The sequence below is a fragment of the Bradyrhizobium sp. MI1.4 genome (assembly GCF_055811315.1).
The window spans coordinates 1-24,232 of record NZ_JBVVPP010000039.1; the positions used below are offsets into that span (position 1 = coordinate 1).

The window sequence follows — 24,232 nt, forward strand, 5'->3', positions numbered from 1 at the left end:
TTGCCGACCTTCTTGAAAGAACCGATGTTAGCCATGTCACTTCTCCTGTTGTGTTTCGAGCCCGCGACCACCGCGGCGTCGATGGCGATCGAGAGGCCGAGGACGATCGGCGACGCACCCGCTCGCGGGCCGGAGCGCAGCGGAGGACGCCGTTGTTGCGACTTTCTTGCCTCGCGAGGAATGGGCGCAAGCCCAGGGGAAGAAAGTCGCATCAACGGCGTTGCGGCTCAGACGATCGAGGCGCAGCCGGTCTTCGGCCAGATCAAGCCATCAAAGAGGCCACGTGCGTCCGCGTGCTGAACCGCAACCTTGGGAGAAGATTTGGCGAATCTCGATTGTGCAGAACAAGAGGTCGGTACGGTTCGCCGCACAAAGAGAAACAATCTGCCGCAAAGGACGGTATCGTCTCGGAACGAATGATCGAGCGCGGCGCGCCGCTCCACGCAACTATGTGGATCAGACAGAGATTGCTACGGCTTGCTTAGAGCGCTCCGACGAGAAGTGCGGTTACCTCTCGCTCAAGCTCGACGCCCCCTCGTTCAACGTGGTGCCCTGTGCGGTCTTGCTCGGCCGATGATGGCGACGAAGCCTCACCACTCGTGCGTCGCTGCTGGAAGAACTGGGCGAGCCGTATTCTCCAGCACTCCGACCACTCCGACGGGCGGGTTCGCGAAAACAGTCAAACGCGCCTATGCCGTGTCGCTGATGCAAGCGGCGCCCAAACAAGCGAAGACGTGGCGCCAAGCCGACGACGGCACACCGATCTGCGATAGGGCGAACACCACATGATAGCCGGCGATTGCCGCAGGGACCGCGAATACGGTTGCGATGGCGACGCGCAAGGCCAAGGACCGAAAAAAGGCAACGGCGACCCGACCAGCGGCAAGCGTCAGCGCGCCCGAAGCAACTCCAATAAGCAGTGCGCCGAAGACGCCCGCGCCATCGCGAAATGCCAAAGTCCCGATACTGAGTGCGACGAAAAACGGCAAAGCGTACACCGCGAGCGCAAAGATCGCCCAGGAAAAAAAACCGATACCGAGTGTGTTGAGAACAAGCCCAAAGGCAAGCATGGTGGTGGCTCCATGTGCATGGATTTATCAATCGCGCCTTCCACCACCAGCACGGCGCAGTTTTGGATGTAAAAACGAAACGAGGCGGAGTTGCAGCGTGCAACTCCACCTTGGCGTCTTCGAGGCGACGGCGCTCATGCGCCGCCGAACTTCCAGACGGGAATGCCGAGCCGCTTCGCCTTGTCGGCGAGATTGTCCTGAATTCCCGTGCCCGGGAAATGCATGACGCCGATTGGCAGGAGTTCGAGCATGGCGTCGTTGCGCTTGAAGGGGGCAGCCTTGGCATGTTTCGTCCAGTCAGGCTTGAAGGCGATCTGAGGTACCTTGCGGGTGGTCGCCCATTTGGAGGCGATCAGTTCGGCACCCTTGGGCGAGCCGCCATGGAGCAGGACCATGTCGGGATGCTTGACGTGAACCTTGTCGAGACGATCCCAGATCAGATGATGGTCATTGAAGTCGAGCCCACCGGTGAGTGCAATTTTCGGTCCTGGTGGCAACATGACCTCGGTCTCGGAACGACGCTTGGCGGCGATGAAGTCGCGGGAGTCGATCATTGCTGCGGTGAGGGTTCGGTGATTGACCAATGATCCCGACCGAGGACGCCAAGCTGAGCCGGTGTGGACCTCAAATCGCTCGATGGCCTGATCCTGGAACAGTTCCAGGCAGTTGCGGCGCTCGATCAGGGTGAGCCCTTCGGCCGTCAGGCGCTCGAGTTCGACCGACCGCACTTCCGAGCCATTCTGCTCGCGCTGGCTCTTATGCTGCGCCTGTTCGTTGTTATCGAGCTGCCGTTCGATGCGGTCGAGGGCACGATGGAACAGGTTGACAGTCGACCAGAGCAGATCGTCAAGGTCCGGCTCAAGTCGCGTGTCGTTCAGGGTCGCAACCAGGGCATCAAAGATGTCCGCTATGGCGCCGACGATCATCTTGCCCTCCGGGAGCGGTCTTGGATCGGGTTGGTCGTCGAAGGGTCGATAGCCGAACAGCTGTAATTCAGTGAGGATGTGGTCGGTCGGGGAAGAGGCGTGCGGCATTTCGATGTCGTCATCGTCGGTCATGGGAAGAGGTCCCGTGCCGGATCGGCCGCGACCATCGCGGTCTTCGTGGCGATCCTCTGACGGCGGGCGGACCGGGCCAGAACCCGACAGGGCCGAAGCGGCAGCGGAGGATGGCGGAGGCCGGCTATTTTGCTTCGCGATGCAAAGCGCGCGGCCAACTGCATGATGTGTCTTCACATTGCTGGCGCGCGGCGGAAAATAGCCGGACGCAGCCATTGCCGGCCCGAGCCGGCTGCCGTCCGATCGCCCTCTAGAAGGCCGAGGTCGCGTCCTCTTCCGGTATTGGCCTCGCCTATGACCGGCCCATCAACGTCGATCAAAGACCGGGAGCTATTCCGCGGCCACGATCGACGAATGCAGGAAGCGAACGACATCCTCTGGCGCAAGCTGAAACCGCAGCGCTGCTCGGAGGGCCTGGAGACCGAAGACTTGCAGATCTTCGTTGAAGTCGCCCATCCGGGGCGACAGCACGACCACTTCAATGCCGGCGTCTGCTGCGCGCTGGCTGAGAGTTGCCACCACCGCACCACCGGCGGCATCGGCATCGCGCGCAATGTAGAGCCGGCGCAGGCTAGGCGCCAGCGTCATGGCGGAAAGGTGATTAGCCGAAAGCGCGGCCGCCATCGGCATAGTCGGCAGCAGGTAGCGTAGCGAAAGCATGGTCTCGATACCTTCGCCGGCAGCGAGCACGTCATCCGCCAGGCCGAACCGAACGGCGTTACCGAGCAGATCGCCCATCGCGCGTCGTGGGGTATCGATCGGAGCCTTACCGAGCCGCACGCGATCAAAGCCGTCCGGATCGAGCCAGGTGCGGTGCACGCCGGTGATCCGACCATCGAGATCCGTGACGCCGGCAATCATTGCCGGCCAGGTTTCGGTCGGCAGATGGTCGTCCGGCCGATAGTAGCAGCGTGGATGGAAGCGCAGACTGCCGCCATGGTGGATGCGGGTTATGCCGCGGCCCTGCAAATAAGCCTCGGCAATGGTCCCCTCGATCGGGCGGGATATCGCAAAGAGCCGACGGGCGGCTTCCTGCGATCCGGGCGGTACGACTGAGGGAATAGGTCTTGGGGCCGGCTTCTGCTCAGAGCGAGGCAGGTTCAAAAAGCGCCTCGCCTCCTCGGCGACCTCACGAAAGTCTCGCAAAGCCAGCGTTTCGCGGATGATGTCGAGGAGATCACCATGCGCGCCGGTTGCGGCATCGGTCCACTTGCCCGCCGCTCCCTTCGGCGATTCCTGGAGCCGTACAAACAATGAGCGGCCCGGGTTGTTGTGGACGTCGCCGACCACCCAATACCGCCCCGCCCGCTTGCCATTGGAGAGATAGTGTCGGCATACCGCCTCCGCCTCTCGCGCGAGGCGGCGTGCCAGTTCGCAAGGTTGGCGGGACATCAGGCCGCCTCCTGCCAAAGGACACCTTCGGCTGGATGCCGATCGCGTACCTTCGACAGCATCTCTATGCCACTTGCGACCGTTCGCACGAACATGCGGAGATTACAGAAGATGATCTCTCCAAAGTGCCCGTAACCTCGCAAGATCTTGCGCATCTTGGCATGGGATCCCGACACTTCGATGTGCTTTCCACGGGTCACTCCGACATCGGCCGACGTGATCTTTTGGACAGCTTTTGGCATGCTGATTCTCCACGACGGGCAGCCGGGAGCCTCTCTCTCGGCCTCCAACCCGTCACGGAAACGACCCTGCCCCTCTTACTCTTGTGCCCGCGGCCACCGAGCAGAGCCTTACGTCGCCTGCTGGTCCTCCCTCGGCATGTCGCCGACGGGTTCTGGGAGAAAGCCAAGCAGATAATCGGCAACCTTGCTGGCCTTGGAAGCAGCCCGGACAATGGCACGTTTGTCCTCGCGCAAGACTTCAAGCCATGAGCCGATATAGTCGGCATGCCGCACCTTCGGCACGATGCCGAGCGAGGCGCAACTGAACGCAGACGAGATTTCCGCAACCAGCTCCTCAAAGGCATACTTCTTGGTACCGTAGCTGCCTGACAGGTCACGGTTGAGACGCGATGGATGGCCACTGGCATGCGCCAGCTCGTGGAGGGCCGTTCGATGCCAATTGATTGGTTCAAAATAGGCCTGCGGAGGCGGCACCTGCACATAATCTTCCGTCGGCATATAGAAGGCACGGTTGCCGCCGATGCGGAAGTCGATGCCGGTCGCCTTGATCAGGTATTCGACCTGCGGCTCGATCAGGCCTGGCGGCGGAGGCGGCGCCGTTGTTGCGATCTCTGGAGGCAGGCCGCCGCATTGATCGCTGTTGAAGACTGTGAACTGCTTGAGTAACGGAATAGCCTGAGCTTCCTCTCCGGCCTCATGTGCGCGGCGCTTTTCGCAGGCAGGCACAAAGCGGTCGGCATAGACGACGGTCGTGCCGCGCTCGCCCTTGCGGACGTGGCCACCGAGCGACAGCGCCTGGCGGAAGGTAAGCCAGCTCTGCCCTGTAAATCCCTGTTCGGTCACAGCACCCCATAGAATTAAAATGTTTATGCCGCTGTATTGGCGGCCGGACGCCGCACTCTTCGGCAAGGCCAGAGGCCCCTTCGCCGCCGCGGTGCCCCAAGGCTGCACCCACGGGACTCGGCCAGCCTCCAACTCGGCGATAATCTTGTTGGTGATGTCGTCGTAAAGGTTGGCCCGGTCCTTACCGATGCGCGCGTGAGGATAATGTCTGGACATCGCGGGTCTCCGCGACGGGGACCGCGAGCCTCTCTCGCAGCCTGTAACCCGTCATGGCAAAACCCGGCCGACACTCTGACTCTCTCCTCCTACTTGAGAGAATGCGAAATCTGTGACGCAGCCCGTCTTGCATCGTATCTTCATGGGAATTGAGTTGAGCTGCCGGGCCGCAGGCCCCACGAGGCGTGCGCCAGGGCGTATCGCCCTATGGAAAATGGCACCCGGAGAGCGTGAGCATAGCGACCCGAAGGGGCACGCGGGTCCGAGTGCAGCGACGAGACCGGTTCAATAGCGGCACCCGGGAACGGGGCAGTGATAGCGATCGCCGCAAGGCGAGCCCCTTTTCCGAGTGCCCCCGGCGAGGAGCTCCGCTATCCCTGCGCGAGGGATCGAAGCCGGATGGCCGAGACGCAGCGCGGCTCGGTTCACAAGAGCCCGTTGCGGCGCAGCCGCGCGCGCGCAAACGGGAGAACTCGCCAGGGCTTGACCAGAGGACCTCGTTTCGTCGCTTGAATTCGTCGGCGCGTCGAAAAGTCTTTTAGTCCTATTTACCCATCCAGGCGCAGTTCGGGCTGCATTCTGCCTTGCATCGTCCATCCGGCTCAAGCGCATCACGAGAGGCTTGCAGCTCACGGATATCTGCAACTATCAGTCCCAGTACGTGAGCAATTGAACCATTCGAGCAATGGCCAGCCGAGCAGTGCTCAGCCCAGCAACCATAGCCTGCTTAGTCCAACCCGCACGTTCAAATTCCGACGCTCGAAAGCGATCCGAAGGCTTCGATACAAGTCTCCCATCGGACTGTCGGATTGACTATTGATCTATCATCCACAGCAGCTGCCTGCCGGATACCGGCCCTGCCAACGGAGCGCCGCAACTGTTCCCTTGTTCTTTCGCGAGCAACATTGGGCTTTCTTGGAGAACTGCACACCAAAGGCTTTCTTTTCGCGCGCCAATCCGGCCTTTTCCCGCCCGGCCGCGCTTCGCAGTGGAGGAGGAAACTCTTTGGCCGTAAAACTCCGCTTAGTCCGCGATCCGAACTCTCGCTCGCCAACCAGGGGCGAAGAGCAATCTGGATCGACCAGATCCCGTCACGTTCGTCAGTGAAATCAGCACATGTACACCACGGGCATTCAGCAGTGAGATCAAACCGCCTAGTCTCGTCGCACACCGCACTACCTGCCCGCTACCCTCTCGCTGGAACCTGGCCCACGATGATGAGAGCGGACATGGCTGCCGCTTACCTTGACTTTGGAGACACAAGCGAACTCATGCGCGCGATCAGCCGAGGAGATTCCCCCCCGCCAATCGGCTTTCGCGGAACAGGGCGCCTGCGTCAGCCAGTTTGGTCAAAAGCGACCATGGATCACTTCGCAGCATCTATCGGAATGGGAGATCTTAAGGAGGAGGAGGATCTTTTATGCCTGGTGTGATATCGCTTGAAACGGCACCGCGCCTGCCCCGTTATTGTCGCCGCAAAATATTGGCGAAGAATAGAATAGCCTACTATTTTGCACCCCCAACCTGGGCCCGTCGACAGGGCTGCGATTTAAACCCTGAAGCTCTAGGCCGCGATTACGCAAGTGCCGTCGAGCGGGTAGAGAAAGTCCTCCTGCCGGCGTTCGACAGTTGGCACTCACGGGGTCTAAGCGACATCATGCCGGCGACTATCGAACCCGGCACGTTCGATTGGCTCGTCGGCGTCTTCCAAGCTCACCAGAAGTGGACAGAAATCGAAAGCACTACACAGCGGCACTACACAAAAAGTCTCGCACTGTTCGCCAATCACGAGCTGAAAGATGGAAGTCGCGTTGGGTCTAAGCAGCTTTCCGATTTCACCAAAGCGTTCGTCGACGCAGTTTATGGAAAACTATTGGTCGTGACGAAAGTCAACAACAGTGGAGAGGTCGTCGTTCGCGAGCGCCGTCGCTATGTAACTATGGCTATGGGGGCCTGTCGCCGTGCTTGGTTCGTTGGTCAGCGTGCTCAAGAAAGGATCGTACCAACGACCAACCCGTTTTCCCGGATGGGATTAAAATCTCATCCGCCTGGGCAGCCGATACGGCCCACACCGACCGCAACCTGGGATGAGCTCGTCGCCTTCAGAGCCGCCGCGATAAAGCTTGATTACCGCTCGATTGCAACAGCTGCTTTGTTGTCATGGGAGTGGCTGCAACGAGAGCAGCACGTGTTCGGCGCCTTCGACGTTTCGCATTATCGACCCCGCGAGCGGCCAAATAGCGTCAGAATCGTGCATCCGAAGAATGGAGAGGAGGCCTGGTGGCCGCTATCGGACGAAACCGGCACCCCTCTCTTTCCTGAACTCATGGAGGAACTCGACGAGATCAAGAGGACCACCCTCTCCGGTCTGGTATTCCGTCGTGATCATGCGCATCGTCAGTCGGCAATCCCGCTCCCATGGATTACCCCACGCAAGGATCTCCGCTATCTCCGTAGTGTGGTAAAAACCATCATCACAGAGGCTGGCCTACGTCAGGAGCTTTCTTTTAGGTCTTTCCGACACGGAGGATTTACCGAGGGCGCCGACAGCGATCTCACGGATGCAGAGTTGCGCGCGGCGGGTCGTCATAGATCAAGTCGCCAACTGCCAACCTACGCCAAGCGTACGGCCAGGCAGTTGATCATTGCCACAAAAAAGCGTCGCGAAGAGCGGACAAGATCTCTCCTTATCCGGCTAAACGCCAATCTCCCGTCGGAATAAAGGCACGTCGGCCTATGGCAGAACCGATGAATACGCTGAAAGAATCGCCTATTTTCCTGTCCACACTGGTTTGCGCTTCTCGCTGAACGCTTTCAGCCCTTCCTTGGCATCCTCGGTCATGGCAAGCAGCGCGATCTGGCTTTCGGTGTAGGCGATGCTCTCGTCGAACGACATCGAGGCGATGGCGCGCATCGCGTATTTGCCGCGACGGATCGCGGTCGGGGATTTGTCGACGATGCGGCCGATCAGCCAGTCGACCTTGGCATCCAGCTCGGCCGTGGGCACGACGTAGTTCAGCAGGCCTGCTGCCAATGCCGCTTTCGCGTCGAACGGCTCGCCGGTCAACGCCCATTCGTTGACGAGGCGCGGTGGCGCGATCGACTGCAACAGGCTCAACACCTGCATCGGGAACACGCCGACCTTCACTTCCGGCAGGCCGAAGATGACGTGATCGGCGGCGACGGCCATGTCGGTCATGCAGAGCAGGCCCATGCCGCCTGCCATGCAGACGCCACTGAGGCGCGCAATCGCGGGCTTGGTCGCGTTCTGCGACAAACGCAGCAGATCGGCATAGTCGACATTCGGCTTCGAATGATCCATCGCGAAGGCCGCGCCGGAGTTCTGCAGATCCGCGCCGGCGCAGAACGCCTTGTCGCCAGCGCCCGTCAGCACGATGATTCGGACATCCTTGTCGTCATGCGCGTCGCGATAGCCGCGCGTGATGCCGGCGATGACCTCGCCATTCAGCGCATTGCGTTTCTCGGGCCGGTTGATGGTGATCCAGAGCGCCTGCCCGCGCTTCTCGGTGATCACGGCTGTGGTGTCGGTCATGGCGCGCTCGCTTCCTTGGGCTCTCCGTTTTGCAGCCATTTGCGGCAGCTCGGGCCAAAGGTGCAAGGGCAATTTGCGGCGCGGCGCCGCTTTAGCGTCTCGACACAAACTGTAACGCGATCGAAGGCATGTTGCGGATCAGGCCGCCACCGCTTTCCTGATCCAGACCTTGTTGTCGTGGAAAGCGGCGCCGCCGATCGGCGCGATGGTGTCCGCGCCCGTCAGCATGTTGATGCCGCGGTTACCGATATGGTTCTTGTTGGGATGAACGGACTCCGCGATCAGCACGCCCCGGCGCACGCCCTCGAACAGCGTGGCGATCAGCGTTGTCTCGCCGCGGGTGTTGCCGAGCGTCACGGCGTCGCCATGGGCGATGTCGAGCGCGGCCGCATCCAGGGGATGGATCATCACGCTCGCCTTGCCCTCGCGCGCCTGGGAGGACGGCGTCTCGTTGAAGGTGGTGTTGAGGAAGCTGCGCGACGGGCTCGTGGCAAGCCGGAACGGATGGGCCTGGTCGGAATGCTCGATCACGGCCCAATGGTCCGGCAGAGACGGCATCTTGTCGAAGTCACCCATCGTCTGGCCGAACGGCGGATGCGCCCAATCCGCTTTGAAATGGAATTTCCTGTCGGCATGGGCGAAGCCGTCGAGATAATGCGACGTGCGGAAGTCCGGCTGCAGGTCGCGCCAGAGATCGGCTTCGAGGCCGGCAATGTCGCCGTGGTCGCTCAGCTTCAGCGTCGCGTCGATCAACTCACGCGGCGTCAGCTCGAACCCTGGATGCCTGGCGCCAAGCCGCGGCGCCAGCGCCTGCAAAACCTCGTGGTTGGAGCGGCACTCGCCGGGCGGGTCGATCAGCTTCGGGCCGACCGAGATGTGCTGGTGCCCGCCACCGTAATAGAGATCGTCATGCTCCATGAACATCGTCGCCGGCAGCACGATGTCGGCCATCTCGGCCGTCTCGGTCATGAACTGCTCGTGCACCGCGACGAACAGATCCTCGCGCGCAAACCCCTGCCGCACCAGTGCCTGTTCCGGTGCCACCGTCATCGGGTTTGTGTTCTGGATCAGCAGCGCCTTGACCGGACCCTTGCCGTGCAGAGCCTTGGAATCGCCGGTCAGGATGCGGCCGATCTGCGACTGGTCGAGCGCGCGGATGGTCGGGTCGATGGCGTCGTGGCCTTCGATGATGGATTCGTTGAAGTGCCACAGCGCGTAATTGTTGAAGAAGGCGCCGCCGCCTTCATATTGCCAGGCGCCGGTCACCGCGGGAATGCAGTTTGCAGCATGCATCTGCGCCGCGCCGTTGCGCGAGCGGGTGAAGCCGTAGCCGAGCCGGAAGAAGGTCCGCTTGGTCTCGCCGACCAATCTGGCAAAAGCCTCGATCTCCGCCACCGGCACGCCCGAGATCGCCGACGCCCATTCGGCCGTGCGCGTCTTCAGATGCGCCTCGAGCTCATCAGGGCAGTCGGTGTACTTGTCCATATAGGCGCGATCGGCATAGCCGTCGCGGAACAGGACGTGCATCACGCCGCAGGCGAACGCGCCGTCGGTGCCGGGCCGCAGGATGATCTTGATATCCGCCTGCTTCATGGTCTCGTTGTCGTAGATGTCGACGGCCGCGATCTTGGCGCCACGCTCCTTCCGGGCACGGGCGGCGTGCGTCATCACGTTGACCTGCGTGTTGACGGGGTTGGTGCCCCAGATCACCACCAGATCGGACAGCGCCATCTCGCGCGGATCGACGCCGGCGATCTTGCCGGTGCCGATCGCGAACCCGATGCGGCCGACATTGGCGCAGATGGTCTGATAGAACCGCGAATATTTCTTCACATGGGTGAGGCGGTTGAGACCGTCGCGCATCACCAGCCCCATTGTGCCGGCGTAATAATAGGGCCAGATTGACTCCGCGCCGAATTCGCGCTCGGCCTGGTTGAAGCGATCCGCAATCTCGTCCAGCGCCTCGTCCCAGCTGATCCGCGCGAACTGACCGGAGCCCTTCGGCCCGGTGCGGCGCATCGGATAGGTCACCCGATCGGGGTGATGGATGCGCTCGGCATAACGGGCGACCTTGGCGCAGACCACGCCGGCCGTATAGGTCTGCTTTTTCGAACCGCGGACACGACCGATGCTGCGCCCCTCGACCACCTCGATGTCGAGGGCACAGGCCGACGGGCAATCATGCGGACAGGTCGAATGGCGGATTTCGATCTTGGCGTGCTGGTTCATGTCCAATTTGGTAACACCAAAATACCTGTCAGCCGAGGGTATTTATCCGGCAACGCCCATGCGATTTGCTCAGACCGCGTGCGCCGCCGGTTCCTGCCGCGACCGCGAAGAGCGGCGCCGCCACACCGAAAACCGCCCGATATTCCAGGCAGCATCGGCCTTGTGAGGCGTCGACAGTCCGCCTTCCCTGCCGCTACAGTGCCGGCCAACAAGAACGACAGGGAGGTGGGTGTGACGGCCCGACAATTCATGCTGGCGCTGGCCGCCGGCCTGCTCAGCGCATGCTCCGCAGCCCCGTCCCTGGCGCAGGACTATCCCAACCATTCGGTCCGGATCGTCGTGCCCTTCGGCGCCGGCGGGCCGGCCGATGTCGCGGCCCGGCAGATTGGCAATGCGCTCCAGGAGAGTTTTGGCCAGCCCTTCGTGATCGAGAACCGCACCGGCGCGGGCGGCGTCATCGGCACGGTCGAAGCGGCGAAGTCGCCCGCCGACGGCTACACGCTGCTGATGATGTCCAACACCCAGACCGCGAACGAATCCCTGCTGACGCCGGATAAACGCAAATACGAGCTGATGCGCGACCTCGCGCCGATCGCACCGGTGAACTCTTCCGATCTCGTCATCGTGGTGAACCCGCAAGTCGCAGCGAAGACGCTGCAGGAGTTCGTTGCCCTCGCCAAGTCGCAGCCGGGCAAGCTGAACTACGCCTCCTCCGGCCAGGGCACGCCCTATCACATGGCCGGCGAGCTGTTCAAAGCGATGGCCGGCATCGATCTCGTCCATGTCCCCTACCGCAACAGTGGCGAGGCCCGCAGCGGCGTGATCGGCGGGCAGGTGCAGATGATGATCGACGCGGTGCCGGCAATGGCGCCGAACATCGGCGAGAACCAGGTCCGCGCGCTTGCGACCACCGGCAAACAACGCTCAGCCGTGCTGCCGAACGTGCCGACCGCGATCGAGGCGGGGGTCGCAGGCTACGAAGCCACGATCTGGCTCGGCCTGATGGCGCCGGCCGGCACGCCGAAACCCGTGATCGACAAGCTCAATGCCGCCGTGAACGCAATGGTGAAGCGGCCCGACATCGTCAAGCTCTGGACTGCGCAGGGCGCGGTGCCCATGTCGATGACGCCGGAGCAATTCGACAAGTTCCTGCGCGGCGACATCGAGAAATGGGCCGACGTCGTCAAGAAGTTCGACAAGTCCTGAGGCCGTAGCGCGACAATGCCGACCATTCAATTCCAGCTCAACGGCAAGGCAGTAGCGGTGGATGCCGATCCGGATCAGACATTGCTCGATGTGCTGCGCGGCCGGCTCGGCGTCACAAGTCCGCATTTCGGCTGCGGGGCCGGCGAGTGCGGCGCTTGCCATGTCATGGTCGGTGATCGCGCGATGGCCTCCTGCGACATGCCGATGTGGTCGGTCGCCAACAAGGAGGTCGTCACGGTGGAAGGCCTCGGCACCGCGGAGCGACCGCATCCGCTGCAACGCACCTTTATCTCCGAGCAGGCGATGCAATGCGGCTATTGCGTCTCGGGAATCCTGATCAGCGCGGCGGCGCTGCTGAAGCGCAATCCGTCGCCGACGGAGGCGGAGGTGAGAACCGCGCTTGATCGCAATCTGTGCCGCTGCGGATCGCACAACCGCATGGTCCGCGCCGTGCTGCGGGCGGCCGCGGAGATGGCGACATCATGAGTGCGCCGTCCCCTGCCCCGATACTGCCGGTCAGCCTTGCGGCCAATCCCAAGCTGTCATCCTGGGTGAAGCTCGTCGGCGACGGCCGTGTGGCGATCTCGCCCGGCAAGGTCGAGATCGGCCAGGGCATCGTCACGGCCCTGGCACAGATCGCAGCCGACGAACTCGACGTCGATATTGGCCGCATCGAGATGATCCGCGCCTCCACGGCGGCAAGCCCGAACGAAGGCGTCACCTCGGGCAGCCTTTCGATCCAGCAGTCCGGCCGCGCGCTGCGCCACGCCTGTGCGGAGGTCCGCCAGCGCTTCCTCACCGCGGCATCCGAACGTCTTGGTGTCGATGCATCGCTGCTCGAGATCGATGACGGCACGATCTCGGGCCCCGGCAATGTCAGGACCAGCTATTGGGAGTTGGCCGGCGGCGTTTCGCTCGACCACGACGCCAATGCGAGCGCGACGGCGAAGATTGTCGCCAAGCGCACTGTGGCCGGACATCCGGTTCAGCGCATCGACATTCCCGACAAGGTGTTCGCACGGGCGCGCTTTATCCATGACTGTCCGCTGCCGGACTTGCTGCACGGACGCGTGCTGCGGCCGGACATCTCGGGCGCCAGGCTGATCGCGCTCGACGAGACGGCGACGCGAGCCGTTCCCGGCCTCGTCGCGATCGTCCGCGACGGCGGCTTTTCCGGCGTGGTTGCCGACAGCGAGGTAGCGGCGGAAGCCGCGCTGAAAGCCTTGCGCAACGGGGCGACATGGTCGGCCGGCGAGCCGCTGCCCGATGAAAATGATCTGGCCGGGTTCTTGAAGAGCCAGCCGGTCGAGACCACCGTGATCGATGTCCGGACGACTGCGGCAACGATAAAGGAGGCTGCTCGCACCCTCCGCCGGCAATACATCCGTCCCTACATCGCGCATGCCTCGATCGCGCCATCCTGTGCGATGGCCCGATGGGACGGTGACCGCGTCCACGTGTGGACGCACAGCCAGGGCGTCTACCTGCTGCGCGCTGATCTTGCGATCGTGCTCGAGCTGCCGGCAGAAAACATCGTGGTCGAGCACATGGAAGGCGCGGGCTGCTACGGACACAATGCCGCTGACGATGTCGCGCTGGATGCCGTGCTGCTGGCGAAGGCTGCCGGCGGCCGTCCGGTGCGGGTGCAATGGTCACGCTACGACGAAATGTCGCAGGCGCCGTTTGGCGCGGCGATGGCGATCGAGATCGAGGCCGATCTCGATGCGGACAACGAGATCGTCGGTTGGCGCCATGCGATCTGGAGCAACGGCCACGCGGCGCGGCCGGGGCGCGCGGCGCAGCCCGCGCTGCTCGCCGCAACCGAGATTACGAACCCCTACCCGCGCTTGATCTCGACCAATCCGCCCCCAGCCAATGGCGGCGGCGGCGACCGCAACTCCGTTCCGCTCTACGACCTCCCGTCCTGGACGGTCACGAGCCACCGGCTGCTGACGATGCCGGTGCGGACCTCGGCGCTGCGCACACTCGGCGGACAAGGCAATGTGTTCGCCATCGAGTCCCTGCTCGACGAGGTCGCCGCCCTGCGCGGCGAAGACCCGATCGCGTTCCGCTTGCGCCATCTGCGCGACGAACGCGCGAAGGACGTCATCCGGGCCGCGGCACGACGCGCGCAGTGGAAACCGCAAAAGAAGTCCGGCATCGGTCATGGCGTCGGCTTCGCGCGCTACAAGAACATGGGGGCCTATTGCGCCGCGATTGCGGAGATCGAAGGCACTGAAGACATCCGCGTCAAGCGGCTGACGCTGGCGGTCGATGTCGGCGAGGCCATCAACCCGGACGGCGTCATCAACCAAATCGAGGGCGGCGCAATCCAAGCGACGAGCTGGGTGCTGAAGGAGCGCGTCCGCTTCGACCGCACGCGCGTCACATCGACGTCCTGGACCGACTATCCGATCCTCACCTTCAGCGAGGTGCCAATGGTGGATGTCGAGATCGTGCAGCGGCCGGAGATCGAGCCGGTCGGCGCCGGCGAGGCTGCCCACGGCCCGGTGACGGCGGCGATCGCAAATGCCGTTTACGATTGCCTCGGCGTGCGCGTGCGCGACCTGCCGATCACCCGCGACAAGATCATTGCAGCCATGGAACAGGCCTCGTGACGACAGTGAGCATTTTGAGCGGAGGCGCGGCGCAAGGCCTGGTGCGCGGCCTCAGCGATCCCTTCAAGACGCAGACCGGCTTCGGCATCGACGGCGAGTTCGGCGCGGTCGGCATCATGGCCGACAAGCTGCGCGCGGGAACGGCGGCCGATCTGGTGATCCTGACGCAGGCGCTGCTTGCAAATCTTGCCGAAGAGACGCTCGTCGTCCCCTCCTCGATTTCGGATATCGGACGGGTCGAGACCGCGCTCGCGGTCCGTAGCCGCGATCCCAAGGTGACGGTGACGACCGAAACTGACCTGCGCGAGGTGCTGCGAAGCGCCGATGCGATCTACGTCCCGGACACGAAAGCCTCGACCGCCGGACAGCACGTCGCAAAAGTGCTGGATCAGCTGGGCATCGCCTACGAGGTCGCCTCGCGCCTGAAGATCTTTCCGAACGGCGCGACCGCGATGCGGGAGCTTGCGGCATCCACCGCCGCGCATCCGATCGGCTGCACCCAGGCTACCGAGATTATCGCGACCGACGGCATCGCACTGTCAGGAGCGCTGCCGCCGGGCTGCGAGCTCGTGACGATGTACACGGCCGGCGTGACCACGCGGGCCGCACATCCGCAAGAGGCGGCCGCGCTGATCGCGTTGCTGACCGGCGCGGACCGCAAGGATCTGCGCCAGCGCGCCGGCTTTACAGGCTAGGTAACCCGCCCTAGGTGTGTAACTGGGTGAGGCCGGTCGGCGGCCCGTCGACGGCCGTCCAGCCCCCATCGACGAACAGCGTGCTGCCGCTGACATAGCTCGCGGCGTCCGAGGCGAGATAGGCGACGGCGGTCGCGACCTCGTCGGCGCTGCTCCAGCGGTTGAACACGGTGTGGCCGGCGTAGAGATTGTAGATGTCGGGACGCTGCTTGAACGGGCCGGTCAGCGCGGTCTCGGCGATGCTCGGCGCGATCGCGTTAACGCGCACGCCGGAGCGCCCAACCTCGGAGGCAAAGCCCTTCACCAGCAGGCCGATGGCCGCCTTGGTCGAGCCGTAGACGCCGAGGCCCGGCTCGATGGTCACCGCCCGCACTGAGGAGCAAGCGATGATGCTGCCGCCCTTCTGCTCGACCATGATGCGACCGAAGGCCTGGAAGAACCAGACCGTGCCCTTGATGTTGAGGTTGAGGACGCGGTCGAGATCCTCCTCGGTGTAATCGAGGATGGTCTTGCGGATGTTGAGCCCGGGCGTCGTCACCGCGATGTCGAGGCGCGAAAATTTCTGCATCACGGTCTTGGCCAGCGCATTGACGTCCGCAGCGCTCGCGGCGTCACACGCAGCCGCCTCGGCCCAGCCGCCCTTCTCACGAATGCCAGCGGCAGTTGCTTCGGCGGCGTCAATCGCGCGATCGGCGCAGACGACACGGGCGCCGAGCCCGGCCAGCGCCTCGGCCGACGACTTGCCGATGCCCGAGGCCGCGCCGAGCACCACGGCCGTCTTGCCGGTGAGATCGAAGAGCTTGCGATAGTCAGTCACGGATAGATTCTCCTGTATTGCTGCTATCCCTTGTAGCCCATCAACAGGCGGGGCAGCCACAGCGAGAAGGCGGGGACGTAGGTCACGAACATCAGAGCTGCGATCAGGGCGGCGTAGAACGGCAGGATGGTGCGCATCACCGCGCCCACCGAGATGCCGCCGATGGCGCAGCCCACGAACTGCGTGGTCCCGACCGGCGGGGTGTTCAGCCCGAGCGCGCAGTTGATCAGCATCAGCATGCCGAACTGCACCGGGTCCATGCCCGCCTTCATCGCGATCGGCAGGAAGATGGGCGTGCAGATCAGGATGGTCGCCGCCATGTCCATGAAAGTGCCCAGCACGAACAGGATGACGTTGATGAGCAGGAAGATGACCCAGGGCTGCGTCGAGACCTTGCTCATCATCTCGCCGGCGAAGTCGGCCACCTCGTAAAGTCCCATCAGATACTGGAACATGGTGGAGACGCCGATCAGCAGCAGCACCACGCCCGTGGTCTTCACCGCCTTGGCCGCGGCGCGCAGGAAGTTCGGCAACGTCATGGTACGGTAGATGAAGAACGTCAGCAGGATCGTATAGGTGACCGCGACGGCCGCGGATTCGGTGGCCGTGAACACGCCGGACAGGATGCCCGCCAGGATGATGCCGACGATCAGAAGGCCGGGCAGAGCGGCTGCGAGCGAGCGAAAAACCGCGGGCCAGCCCGGGAACTTGCCGGCCGGATAGCCTCGCTTCACCGCGACCGCGTAAGCGGCGACCAGCATGCACACCATCAGCACCAGGGCCGGCAGGAGCCCGGCGGCGATCAGCGCGCCGATCGAGACCTTGCCGCCGGCGGCGAGCGCATAGATGATCATGTTGTGGCTGGTCGGCATCAGCGCTCCGACCAGCGAGGCATGGGTGGTGACGTTGACGGCGTAGTCGGTGTCGAAACCTTCCTTCTTCATCATGGGGATCATCACCGCCCCCATCGCCGACACGTCGGCCACGGGCGAGCCGGACACGCCGCCGAACAGCGTGCAGGCGACCACGTTCGACATGCCAAGCCCGCCGCGGATGTGTCCGACGAGATTCTTGGCGAGCTGCACGATCTTGTCGGCGACGCCGCCATGCAGCATCAGCTCACCGCTGAAGACGAAGAACGGGATGGCGAGGAAGGAGAAGATGTTCATCCCCGACATCATCTGCTGGAAGATGACGGCGACCGGCAGGCCTTCGTAGAGAATGGTGCAAATCGCCGAGAGGCCGATCGCGAACGCGACCGGGACGCCGAGGACCAGGAAGCCGAAGAAAGTGGCGCCGAGGATGATCAGTTCCATGAGGGGACGACCTCTTCGCCGCGCAGGAGAGCGATGATGTGCTCGATTGAAAAGGAGACGATCAGGACGCCGGAGGCGATCAGCGGCACGTAGCGGATGACTTCGGGCAGCCCGAGATTGGGGATCTTCACGGTTCCGACCGACGCTCCGAGGATCCAGCCGTTATAGGCCATCGCGACGCCGAAGCCGGCGACCAGGACGTGGATGACAAGCTCGATCTTCTCCCGCGCGCGATGCGGCAGCATCACCAGCAAACTGTCCATGCCGATATGCCCGGCATCGCGGACGCCGACGGCGGCGCCGATCAACGTGACATACAGGATAAGAACCAACGCAAGGTTCTCCGTCCAGGTCGGGCTGGAATTGAGCACGTAGCGTCCGAACACCTGGTAGAAGACGATGGTGACGATGACGAGCAGCCCGGTCACCGACAGATACATCCCTAGCCGGGCGACCGGAGCATTGATCCGGGACAGCAAGCCGGTGGACGGGCGTCCGGCAACGTCCAGTTCGTGGTCTGCGACGTGAGGGTCTGTCATCCAAGTCTCCTTGCAAGTCTCCTTGCGCGCGTCCAATGCGTCGGTCAGGCGTCGCCAGTCGGCAACGCCGGACCGACGCTATGGCCTTACTTCGTGTCCTGGATACGCTTGACGAGGCTCTTCAGCTTCTCGTCACCCGCGAACTTGTCGTACACCGGCTTCATCGCGTCGACGAATTCCGCCTTGTTGGCGATCGTCACGACCTGAACGCCGGCCGCTTCGACCGTCTTGCGGGAGGCCTGCTCGCGTTCGTCCCAGAGCTTGCGCATGACGGGCACCGATTCCTTGGCCGCCTTGCGGACCATCGCCTGGTCCTCCTTGCTCAGCGTGTCCCAGACCGTCTTGGACATCACGAGAACTTCGGGCGCCAGGGAGTGCTCGGTGACGTTGTAGAACTTGGCGGCCTCGAAGTGGCGCGAGGACTCGTAAGAGGGCCAGTTGTTCTCGGCAGCGTCCACCAGACCGGTCTTGAGAGCGGTATAGACCTCGCCATAGGGCATCGGGGTCGGATTGGCCCCGAGGCTCTGGATCATGCCGACCCACAGATCGGATTGCTGGACACGAATTTTCAGACCCTTGACGTCCGCGAGCGACTTGATCGGTGCCTTGACGGTGTAAATGGACCGGGCGCCGCTGTCGTAGTAGGCAAGGCCGATCAGGCCTGCGGGCGCCATGGCCGCCAGGATCTCGTCGCCGATCGGGCCGTCAAGGACAGTGCGCATGTGCTGCGTGTCCCGGAAGATGAAGGGCAGGCACAACGCGATGGTTTCCGGCACGAAGTTGTTCAAGGGCGATGCGTTGATCCGCATCATGTCGAGGGCGCCGATCTTGAGCTGCTCGATGGTGTCCTTCTCGGAGCCCAGCGCACCGTTGGGGAACACCTTCACGCCGAGCTTGCCGCCGCTCGCCGCGGCGAGCTGCTTGCCCATGAACTTGACGGCCTCGACGGTTGGATAATCGGCGGGATGGATGTCGGCGGAACGGAAATCGCGTGCGGTCGCCAAGGGGGCTGAGACCGCCAGCAGAGCGGCTGCGATGACGCCGGTGAGTATCTTCATCTGGGCTTCCTCCTGAGGTGATTATATCGTTGGGCAGATGCTGCGGGCCGCCTTGGGTCGCTCCACTTCCGGTGTGAAGTCAAGCGCCATCGTCGTCCCTAGGGCGCGCGGCATTCTCTGTCCAAGCCAAATCCGGCATCGATCAATGCTAGAGTTGCATCGATGGATCAGACCGGCTTTGGGCAGACAGCCGGCTCCTCGTCCAGTTTTTCCGAAATCATATGTCGTCTGGCGCGGCAAGCGTTCATGCGCGTTGCTTGACGCCGCCGGTGCGGTCCTCTCAAGATGCTGCGAAGCAAAACGGACATCCCGAGGAATGCCTATGCCGCGGAAGCTGATCGACATCTCCGTGCCGCTCAGAAACGACGTGACGGCGGATCCGCCGGGCAATCACCCGACGATCCAGTACATCGATCACCAGCAGGGCCTGCCGCGGATGCTGCAGTTCTTCGACGGCCTCACGGCACAGGATCTGCCGGACGGCCAGGGCTGGGCCGTCGAGCAGGTCTCGCTGTCGACCCATAACGGCACGCATCTCGATGCGCCCTGGCACTTCCATCCGACCATGAATCGCGGCGAGCGGTCATGGACGATCGACGAGGTCCCGCTGGAATGGTGTTTTCAGCCCGGCGTGAAGCTCGACTTCCGGCATCTGCCCGACGGCTACGTGGCGAGCGCCGACGACGTCGAGAAGGAGTTGAGGCGGATCGGGCATGCGCTGTCGCCGCTGGAGATCGTCGTCGTCAACACCGGCGCCGGCGCCAGGTTCGGCCAAGCCGATTATGTCAGCTCAGGCTGCGGCATGGGCTACGAGGCCACCATGTATCTGCTCGAACGCGGCGTGCGGCTGACCGGCACCGACGGCTGGAGCTGGGACGCACCGTTCGTCCACACCGCGAAGAAATATGCCGAAACGAAAGATGCCGGCCTGATCTGGGAGGGCCACAAGGCGGGGCGGCACATCGGCTATTGCCACCTCGAGAAGCTGCACAATCTCGACCAGCTGCCTTCGACCGGGTTCACCGTCGCGTGCTTTCCGGTGAAGATCGAGCGGGCCTCCGCGGGCTGGACCCGCGCCGTCGCGATCATCGACAGCTAGCTGTCGAGCCCGCTCTCGGCGAGTTCGCGCAAGGCATTAATGTCGAGCACGACGATGGCGCCGTGCTCGAGGCGAACCCAGTTGCGGCCCGCCCAGGCGCGCAATTGCTTGTTGATGCTCTCGCGCGTCATCCCCACCATCTCGCTGATCTCCTGCTGCGTGATGGCGAGCGTGCCGCTGCCGGAGTCGAACTTGCGCTCTTCGGTGAGGCCGAGCAGCGCGCTCGCAAGCCGGCCCGGCAGATTTTGCAGGATCACCTGCTCGACCTGCTGACTGGTCCAGCGCAGGCGCGCGCAGAGCAGCTCGATGAATTTCATCGCGAGCGCCGGCTGGCTCTTCACGAACGGCAGGAAGTCCCGGCGATCGATGATGTAGAGCTCGCAATTGGTGTTGGCGGTCGCATCGGCCGACCTGGGGGCGCCGTCGAGCACCGCGATCTCGCCGAAGATCTCTCCGGGACCGATCAGATTGAGAATGGCGTTACGGCCGTCGGGCGACGAAGAGGAAATCTTCACCGTCCCTGTGATCACCGCGAACAGATTGTTGCCGGGATCGCCCTTGGCAGCGATCGTCGCGCCGCGCTTCACCGTGGTGTGCTTGGCGTAACGGCAGAGCTGATCCAGCGCCTCCGGCTCCAGATCCGCAAAGATCGGGTGCTTGCGCAGGACCGATAATTTATTCCCCGCCGCTTGTCGGGGGTCGTCGCCGGTCTTGTCCTGAGGCACGCCACTGGGCTCCTAAGACTGCGAGGCACTGGGGTCCCTGCGTAGTCAGTGTAGCCCAGTTTTTCAACCGGAAAGCATGCACCCTATCTGAGGCGAACGCGGCGAAAATGCCGCGGTCAGGCCTAAAGCCGGCAGCCGAAGGATGAGCCAATGCGTCCCAGTCGATGCAGAGTTGCAAGTGCCGCACGCCACCTTGCGTTGAGGCGCTGCCAAGCCTCCCGAACTCGCACGGCATAGCCCGCCCCGCGGCGCCGCAAGATGGGAGGGTGATCTCAGAAGCTTCGACGCTTGACGTCGGACTCGGGCCGGGCTGCACTGGTTTGCCGGTCTGCCCAGGCCAGGGCCCCGGCGAATGTGACAAAGATTGCCACGACAATGGTGCTCATAAGCAACGCGTCAGCCGGCATGATGCTCTCCCCTGTGGTTTTGAGCATTATTCGGGGCACCCGGCCGAATGCATTGATCCCGATCAAAATCGAGCCGCGCTGCGTCGGAATCAGGCTGCGGCCAAGGCCTCGACCTTCGCCGGATCGAGCAGGCTGATCCCGCCATGAATGATCTCGATCACGCCGTGGCGCTCCAACTTGGTGAAGGTGCGGCTGACGGTCTCGATGGTCAGGCCGAGGTAGTCGGCGATGTCCTGGCGGCTCATTGGAAGCGGAACCGTGTCCAACGCCCGCTTCAGCGAGACCAGCCGCTCGCGCCAGCCGAGCAGAAAGGCCGCAACCTTTTCGTCCGCCGAACGGCGACCGAGCAGGACCATGTGGTCCCGGGCCTGGCTCAGCTCGCGAATCGCCAGCTCGTTGATCCGCCTGAGGAGATGCGGCCGGTCCTCGATGAAACGGCCGAAGGGTGACTTCGCGAACTGGCATACGGTCACCGCGCCGATCGCATCGGCCGAAAAATTGTGCCTGCCCGAAATATTCATCCCCAGGAAATCGCCGGGCAAGGCAAAGCCCACGATCTGCCGGCGGCCGTCGGGCAGCAGCTTGTACAGCCGCATGACGCCCTCGAGCAGATTGTAGAACGAGGTCGTGATGTCCTCCTCGCAGAACACAGTCTCGCCTGAGGAAAAATGGACGCGTCGACCGAGATGCTCGAATTCCCGAAGCTCGACCGCATCCAAAGACGAACAGACCGCTGATGCGCGGACGGCGCAATCGCTGCAGAGCTGCCAGTTCGGCTCAATCGTGACTACGGGCTTCATCGACCGCTCCAAGCGCCGGCTGCCCATCAGGCCCATTCCGCCGCGCAACTGCATTTTACTGCAGTGCGCCAAAGCCGGTTGACCCAGATCAATTTTGGAGGGAATCCCCGCCCTATTCTTCTCCCAGACTTAAACGGGGTCACTTTACATGCTGCAAGGAATGCTGCGTCACGGGTTGATTGGGTTGCTTCTGATGACGCCTGCCCTGGCTGCCCCGACCGCCGAACAACGCGGCAAGGCCTATGCGCGAGCCAATTGCGCGCGCTGCCACGCGATCGACCGTGCGTCGAACAGTCCGCTCAAGATCGCAACGCCGCTGCGGACCCTGCACCAGCGCTATCCCATCGAGAGCCTTGGGGAGGCGCTGGCCGAGGGCATCAACACCGGCCACGCCGACATGCCGGCCTTCGAGCTCAGTCCGGACCAGATCCACGATCTCCTGTCCTACCTCAAGACCCTGGAATAGCCGGCGTCACACCGCCTGCACCGTCCAGCCGATCAGCTCCTTCGCGATGCGCGTGAAGGCCGTATCGAACGCTGCGACCGCCATGGCCGGCACAATCTTGTCGAGTTTTTCGCTGGTCTCGACGAGACGCAAGGCGATCACCTTGCCGTTCTTGTCGACGATCCGCGCCGACAGCCCGATCTCGACCCGCGTCTCCCGCTCGGTGGCAATGCGGAAGCGCCTGATGTCGATCAGCAGCTGATAGTCCGCCTGCCCGAGATCGGCCGTGCGCAACGGCGCGTGGGCGATGTCGTAGTTCTCGAAACTGTCGATCAGACGCGCCTGTATCAGCTTGGGAATGCTGTCGGCCCAGAGGAAGTCCGCAAAGCCCGGATTATCGCCGCCCGGCGCGAACAGCATGCGCTGGGTCTGGAGCATGGCGACCGCTGTCGGCTCGGGGATGGCCAGTGACGCCGAGAGCGTCTTGCCGGCCGGACCGAGGTTCTGCGGCGTGCGCAGGTCATAGGTGACTTTCTGCGCCGGCGTTCCGCCGCCGGTCACCTTCTCCAGGCCCGCCAAAATGCCGTCAATCTTGCCAGTATTGCGCGCAAGCCCGTCGGAGAAGGTCTTGAGATTGGCGATGGTGTCCTTCAGCGGGCCCGAATTGTCCTCCAGCACGGTGTCGACCCGCCGCAGTGCATCGCGCGCGGCCTGCGTCATGCTCTGGCCCGCACCGGCCTCGGCAATCAAGGTATGGGGCTCGCCGGATTTAGTGACGATGACGCCTCCCTCCAGCGTCACCACCGGCACGCCGGTCAGCCCCTGGAAATCGAGCCCGACCCTGCTGTCGGCACGCACCGGCGTGGTTGAAGCAACCGAGATCGTCGCATTGACAAAGCGTGGATTGTCCGGCGCAAGCCCGAGCTGGGTGACCTCGCCGACGCGGATGCCGTTGAACAGCACGCCGGCGCCGACCAGAAGACCGGGCACCGGGCCCTGGAATTGCACGTGATAGCTGGTGCGCGGCCCGATCCCGCCGGTGTTGTTCAGCCAATAGACGAAGCCGAACACCGCGAGGATCGCGGCCAGGACAAAACTGCCGATCAGCACGTAGGGAGCGCGGGTTTCCATGTCTCATCTCATCTCGTGTTGCAGCATCTGCGAGCGCTTGCCGTGGAAATAGGCGCGCACCCAGGGATGCTCGGATTGCAGCAGTTCGCGCATCGGACCGATCGCCACGATCTTGCCGTCGGCGAGAGCGGCGACGCGGTCGCAGACCGTGGTCAGGCTCGCCAGATCATGGGTGACCATGAACACGGTGAGGCCGAGGGTCTTTTGCAGGGTCCCGATCAGCGCATCGAAATCGCCCGCCGCGATCGGATCGAGGCCTGAGGTCGGCTCGTCCAGGAACAGGATCGGCGGATCGAGCGCGAGCGCACGCGCCAGCGCCACGCGCTTGGTCATGCCGCCGGATAGCTCCGCCGGATATTTATCGGCATCCTGGGGCCGCAGCCCGACCATTTCGAGCTTGGCGATCGCGATCTCGTCCATCAGCTCCTGCGACAGGACGAGATTTTCACGGAGCGGAAACTGGATATTCTGCCGGACCGTCAGCGAGGAGAACAGCGCGCCCTGCTGGAACAGGATGCCCCAGGTCGTGGCCGCGCCTTCGGTGGGGCCGCCGATTGGCCGTCCCGTAACCTCGATGGTCCCGCCTTGGCGCGGGATGAGGCCGATGATGGTTCGCATCAGCACCGACTTGCCGCCACCGGACGCCCCCACGAGCCCGAGGATCTCACCCCGGCGCACGTCGAGCGACAGATGATCGAGCACGGTCTGTCGGCCGAAGCCGACCACGAGGTCGCGGACGCGGATCGCGAACTGCTCTTGCGATTCGCCCATGA

23 protein-coding genes are annotated in these 24,232 nt (G+C 63.4%); 8 read left to right on the forward strand and 15 right to left on the reverse strand.

The genetic code is table 11. From position 1 onward, the window contains the following. A partial coding sequence (locus tag AC0L23_RS29315) for a hypothetical protein (protein WP_473357626.1) occupies nucleotides 1-300 on the forward strand: 300 nt, incomplete at its 5' end. A 389-nt stretch (nucleotides 301-689) separates the two neighbouring features. On the opposite strand, the gene AC0L23_RS29320 is transcribed toward AC0L23_RS29315, so the two are convergent. From AC0L23_RS29320 to AC0L23_RS29340, 5 genes are all read right to left on the reverse strand, one after another. Next, the gene (locus AC0L23_RS29320) at nucleotides 690-1,070 is read right to left on the reverse strand and encodes a hypothetical protein (RefSeq protein ID WP_473357627.1); all 381 of its coding nucleotides are present in this window, start codon (nucleotides 1,068-1,070) and stop codon (nucleotides 690-692) included. 134 nt (nucleotides 1,071-1,204) lie between these two features. Beyond that, nucleotides 1,205-2,128 carry a DUF2493 domain-containing protein gene (locus tag AC0L23_RS29325; protein WP_446482335.1) on the reverse strand — a complete coding sequence of 308 codons (924 nt, stop codon included), beginning with the start codon at nucleotides 2,126-2,128 and terminating at the stop codon, nucleotides 1,205-1,207. A 330-nt stretch (nucleotides 2,129-2,458) separates the two neighbouring features. Next, the gene (locus AC0L23_RS29330) at nucleotides 2,459-3,520 is read right to left on the reverse strand and encodes a DUF7146 domain-containing protein (RefSeq protein ID WP_446482334.1); all 1,062 of its coding nucleotides are present in this window, start codon (nucleotides 3,518-3,520) and stop codon (nucleotides 2,459-2,461) included. Then, nucleotides 3,520-3,762 (reverse strand): hypothetical protein, encoded by a 243-nt coding sequence (locus tag AC0L23_RS29335; protein ID WP_085394633.1) that lies wholly within the window; start codon nucleotides 3,760-3,762, stop codon nucleotides 3,520-3,522. The genes AC0L23_RS29330 and AC0L23_RS29335 overlap by 1 nt, the downstream gene beginning before the upstream one ends. A gap of 108 nt (nucleotides 3,763-3,870) precedes the next feature. Then, the gene (locus AC0L23_RS29340) at nucleotides 3,871-4,821 is read right to left on the reverse strand and encodes an ArdC family protein (protein WP_473357628.1); all 951 of its coding nucleotides are present in this window, start codon (nucleotides 4,819-4,821) and stop codon (nucleotides 3,871-3,873) included. Between the two features lie 1,420 nt (nucleotides 4,822-6,241). On the opposite strand from AC0L23_RS29340, the gene AC0L23_RS29345 reads away from it, so the two are divergent. Next, nucleotides 6,242-7,543 carry a hypothetical protein gene (locus AC0L23_RS29345; RefSeq protein WP_473357629.1) on the forward strand — a complete coding sequence of 434 codons (1,302 nt, stop codon included), beginning with the start codon at nucleotides 6,242-6,244 and terminating at the stop codon, nucleotides 7,541-7,543. A 48-nt stretch (nucleotides 7,544-7,591) separates the two neighbouring features. On the opposite strand, the gene AC0L23_RS29350 is transcribed toward AC0L23_RS29345, so the two are convergent. Next, nucleotides 7,592-8,374, reverse strand: coding sequence for an enoyl-CoA hydratase/isomerase family protein (locus AC0L23_RS29350; RefSeq protein WP_247441450.1), 783 nt, complete (start codon nucleotides 8,372-8,374; stop codon nucleotides 7,592-7,594). Nucleotides 8,375-8,512: 138 nt separating this feature from the next. Continuing rightward, complete coding sequence (locus AC0L23_RS29355) at nucleotides 8,513-10,603, reverse strand: molybdopterin-dependent oxidoreductase (RefSeq protein ID WP_473297862.1); 2,091 nt, start codon at nucleotides 10,601-10,603, stop codon at nucleotides 8,513-8,515. Between the two features lie 249 nt (nucleotides 10,604-10,852). Between AC0L23_RS29355 and AC0L23_RS29360 the strand changes: the two genes are divergently transcribed. The 4 genes from AC0L23_RS29360 to AC0L23_RS29375 are packed head-to-tail and all read left to right on the forward strand — an operon-like array spanning nucleotide 10,853 to nucleotide 15,122. Beyond that, on the forward strand, nucleotides 10,853-11,809 hold the full coding sequence (locus AC0L23_RS29360; protein WP_473333925.1) for a tripartite tricarboxylate transporter substrate binding protein: 957 nt from the start codon (nucleotides 10,853-10,855) through the stop codon (nucleotides 11,807-11,809). Nucleotides 11,810-11,824: 15 nt separating this feature from the next. After that, the gene (locus AC0L23_RS29365) at nucleotides 11,825-12,295 is read left to right on the forward strand and encodes a (2Fe-2S)-binding protein (protein WP_317245969.1); all 471 of its coding nucleotides are present in this window, start codon (nucleotides 11,825-11,827) and stop codon (nucleotides 12,293-12,295) included. Beyond that, nucleotides 12,292-14,427 (forward strand): xanthine dehydrogenase family protein molybdopterin-binding subunit, encoded by a 2,136-nt coding sequence (locus AC0L23_RS29370; RefSeq protein ID WP_473357630.1) that lies wholly within the window; start codon nucleotides 12,292-12,294, stop codon nucleotides 14,425-14,427. Before AC0L23_RS29365 ends, AC0L23_RS29370 begins: the two co-directional genes overlap by 4 nt. Then, nucleotides 14,424-15,122: a molybdate ABC transporter substrate-binding protein gene (locus tag AC0L23_RS29375; protein WP_204511862.1), complete on the forward strand. Its 699-nt coding sequence runs from the start codon at nucleotides 14,424-14,426 to the stop codon at nucleotides 15,120-15,122. The genes AC0L23_RS29370 and AC0L23_RS29375 overlap by 4 nt, the downstream gene beginning before the upstream one ends. 10 nt (nucleotides 15,123-15,132) lie before the next feature. Here AC0L23_RS29375 and AC0L23_RS29380 read toward each other — a convergent pair whose 3' ends face one another. The 4 genes from AC0L23_RS29380 to AC0L23_RS29395 form a co-directional block, all read right to left on the reverse strand. Beyond that, the gene (locus AC0L23_RS29380; protein WP_085360076.1) at nucleotides 15,133-15,939 is read right to left on the reverse strand and encodes an SDR family NAD(P)-dependent oxidoreductase; all 807 of its coding nucleotides are present in this window, start codon (nucleotides 15,937-15,939) and stop codon (nucleotides 15,133-15,135) included. Between the two features lie 23 nt (nucleotides 15,940-15,962). Beyond that, nucleotides 15,963-17,255 (reverse strand): TRAP transporter large permease, encoded by a 1,293-nt coding sequence (locus AC0L23_RS29385; protein ID WP_247297019.1) that lies wholly within the window; start codon nucleotides 17,253-17,255, stop codon nucleotides 15,963-15,965. Continuing rightward, entirely contained in the window at nucleotides 17,246-17,794 is a 549-nt protein-coding gene (locus tag AC0L23_RS29390; RefSeq protein ID WP_473357631.1) for a TRAP transporter small permease, read from the reverse strand. Before AC0L23_RS29390 ends, AC0L23_RS29385 begins: the two co-directional genes overlap by 10 nt. 86 nt (nucleotides 17,795-17,880) lie before the next feature. Beyond that, nucleotides 17,881-18,852 carry a TRAP transporter substrate-binding protein gene (locus AC0L23_RS29395; RefSeq protein WP_085349491.1) on the reverse strand — a complete coding sequence of 324 codons (972 nt, stop codon included), beginning with the start codon at nucleotides 18,850-18,852 and terminating at the stop codon, nucleotides 17,881-17,883. A gap of 322 nt (nucleotides 18,853-19,174) precedes the next feature. Between AC0L23_RS29395 and AC0L23_RS29400 the strand changes: the two genes are divergently transcribed. Continuing rightward, nucleotides 19,175-19,951 (forward strand): cyclase family protein, encoded by a 777-nt coding sequence (locus AC0L23_RS29400; protein ID WP_162496280.1) that lies wholly within the window; start codon nucleotides 19,175-19,177, stop codon nucleotides 19,949-19,951. Here the strand turns inward: AC0L23_RS29400 and AC0L23_RS29405 are convergent. Together AC0L23_RS29405 and AC0L23_RS29410 are read right to left on the reverse strand one after the other, a co-directional pair. Beyond that, complete coding sequence (locus tag AC0L23_RS29405; protein ID WP_018454810.1) at nucleotides 19,948-20,676, reverse strand: Crp/Fnr family transcriptional regulator; 729 nt, start codon at nucleotides 20,674-20,676, stop codon at nucleotides 19,948-19,950. The genes AC0L23_RS29400 and AC0L23_RS29405 overlap by 4 nt on opposite strands. A gap of 496 nt (nucleotides 20,677-21,172) precedes the next feature. Next, nucleotides 21,173-21,883: a helix-turn-helix domain-containing protein gene (locus AC0L23_RS29410; RefSeq protein WP_247369620.1), complete on the reverse strand. Its 711-nt coding sequence runs from the start codon at nucleotides 21,881-21,883 to the stop codon at nucleotides 21,173-21,175. A 148-nt stretch (nucleotides 21,884-22,031) separates the two neighbouring features. Here AC0L23_RS29410 and AC0L23_RS29415 point away from each other — a divergent pair, with 148 nt between their 5' ends. After that, complete coding sequence (locus AC0L23_RS29415) at nucleotides 22,032-22,349, forward strand: c-type cytochrome (RefSeq protein WP_473357632.1); 318 nt, start codon at nucleotides 22,032-22,034, stop codon at nucleotides 22,347-22,349. Between the two features lie 6 nt (nucleotides 22,350-22,355). On the opposite strand, the gene AC0L23_RS29420 is transcribed toward AC0L23_RS29415, so the two are convergent. Beyond that, nucleotides 22,356-23,459 (reverse strand): ABC-type transport auxiliary lipoprotein family protein, encoded by a 1,104-nt coding sequence (locus AC0L23_RS29420; RefSeq protein WP_473357633.1) that lies wholly within the window; start codon nucleotides 23,457-23,459, stop codon nucleotides 22,356-22,358. 3 nt (nucleotides 23,460-23,462) lie between these two features. Then, nucleotides 23,463-24,230 (reverse strand): ABC transporter ATP-binding protein, encoded by a 768-nt coding sequence (locus AC0L23_RS29425; protein ID WP_473357634.1) that lies wholly within the window; start codon nucleotides 24,228-24,230, stop codon nucleotides 23,463-23,465. Nucleotides 24,231-24,232 lie beyond the last annotated feature (2 nt).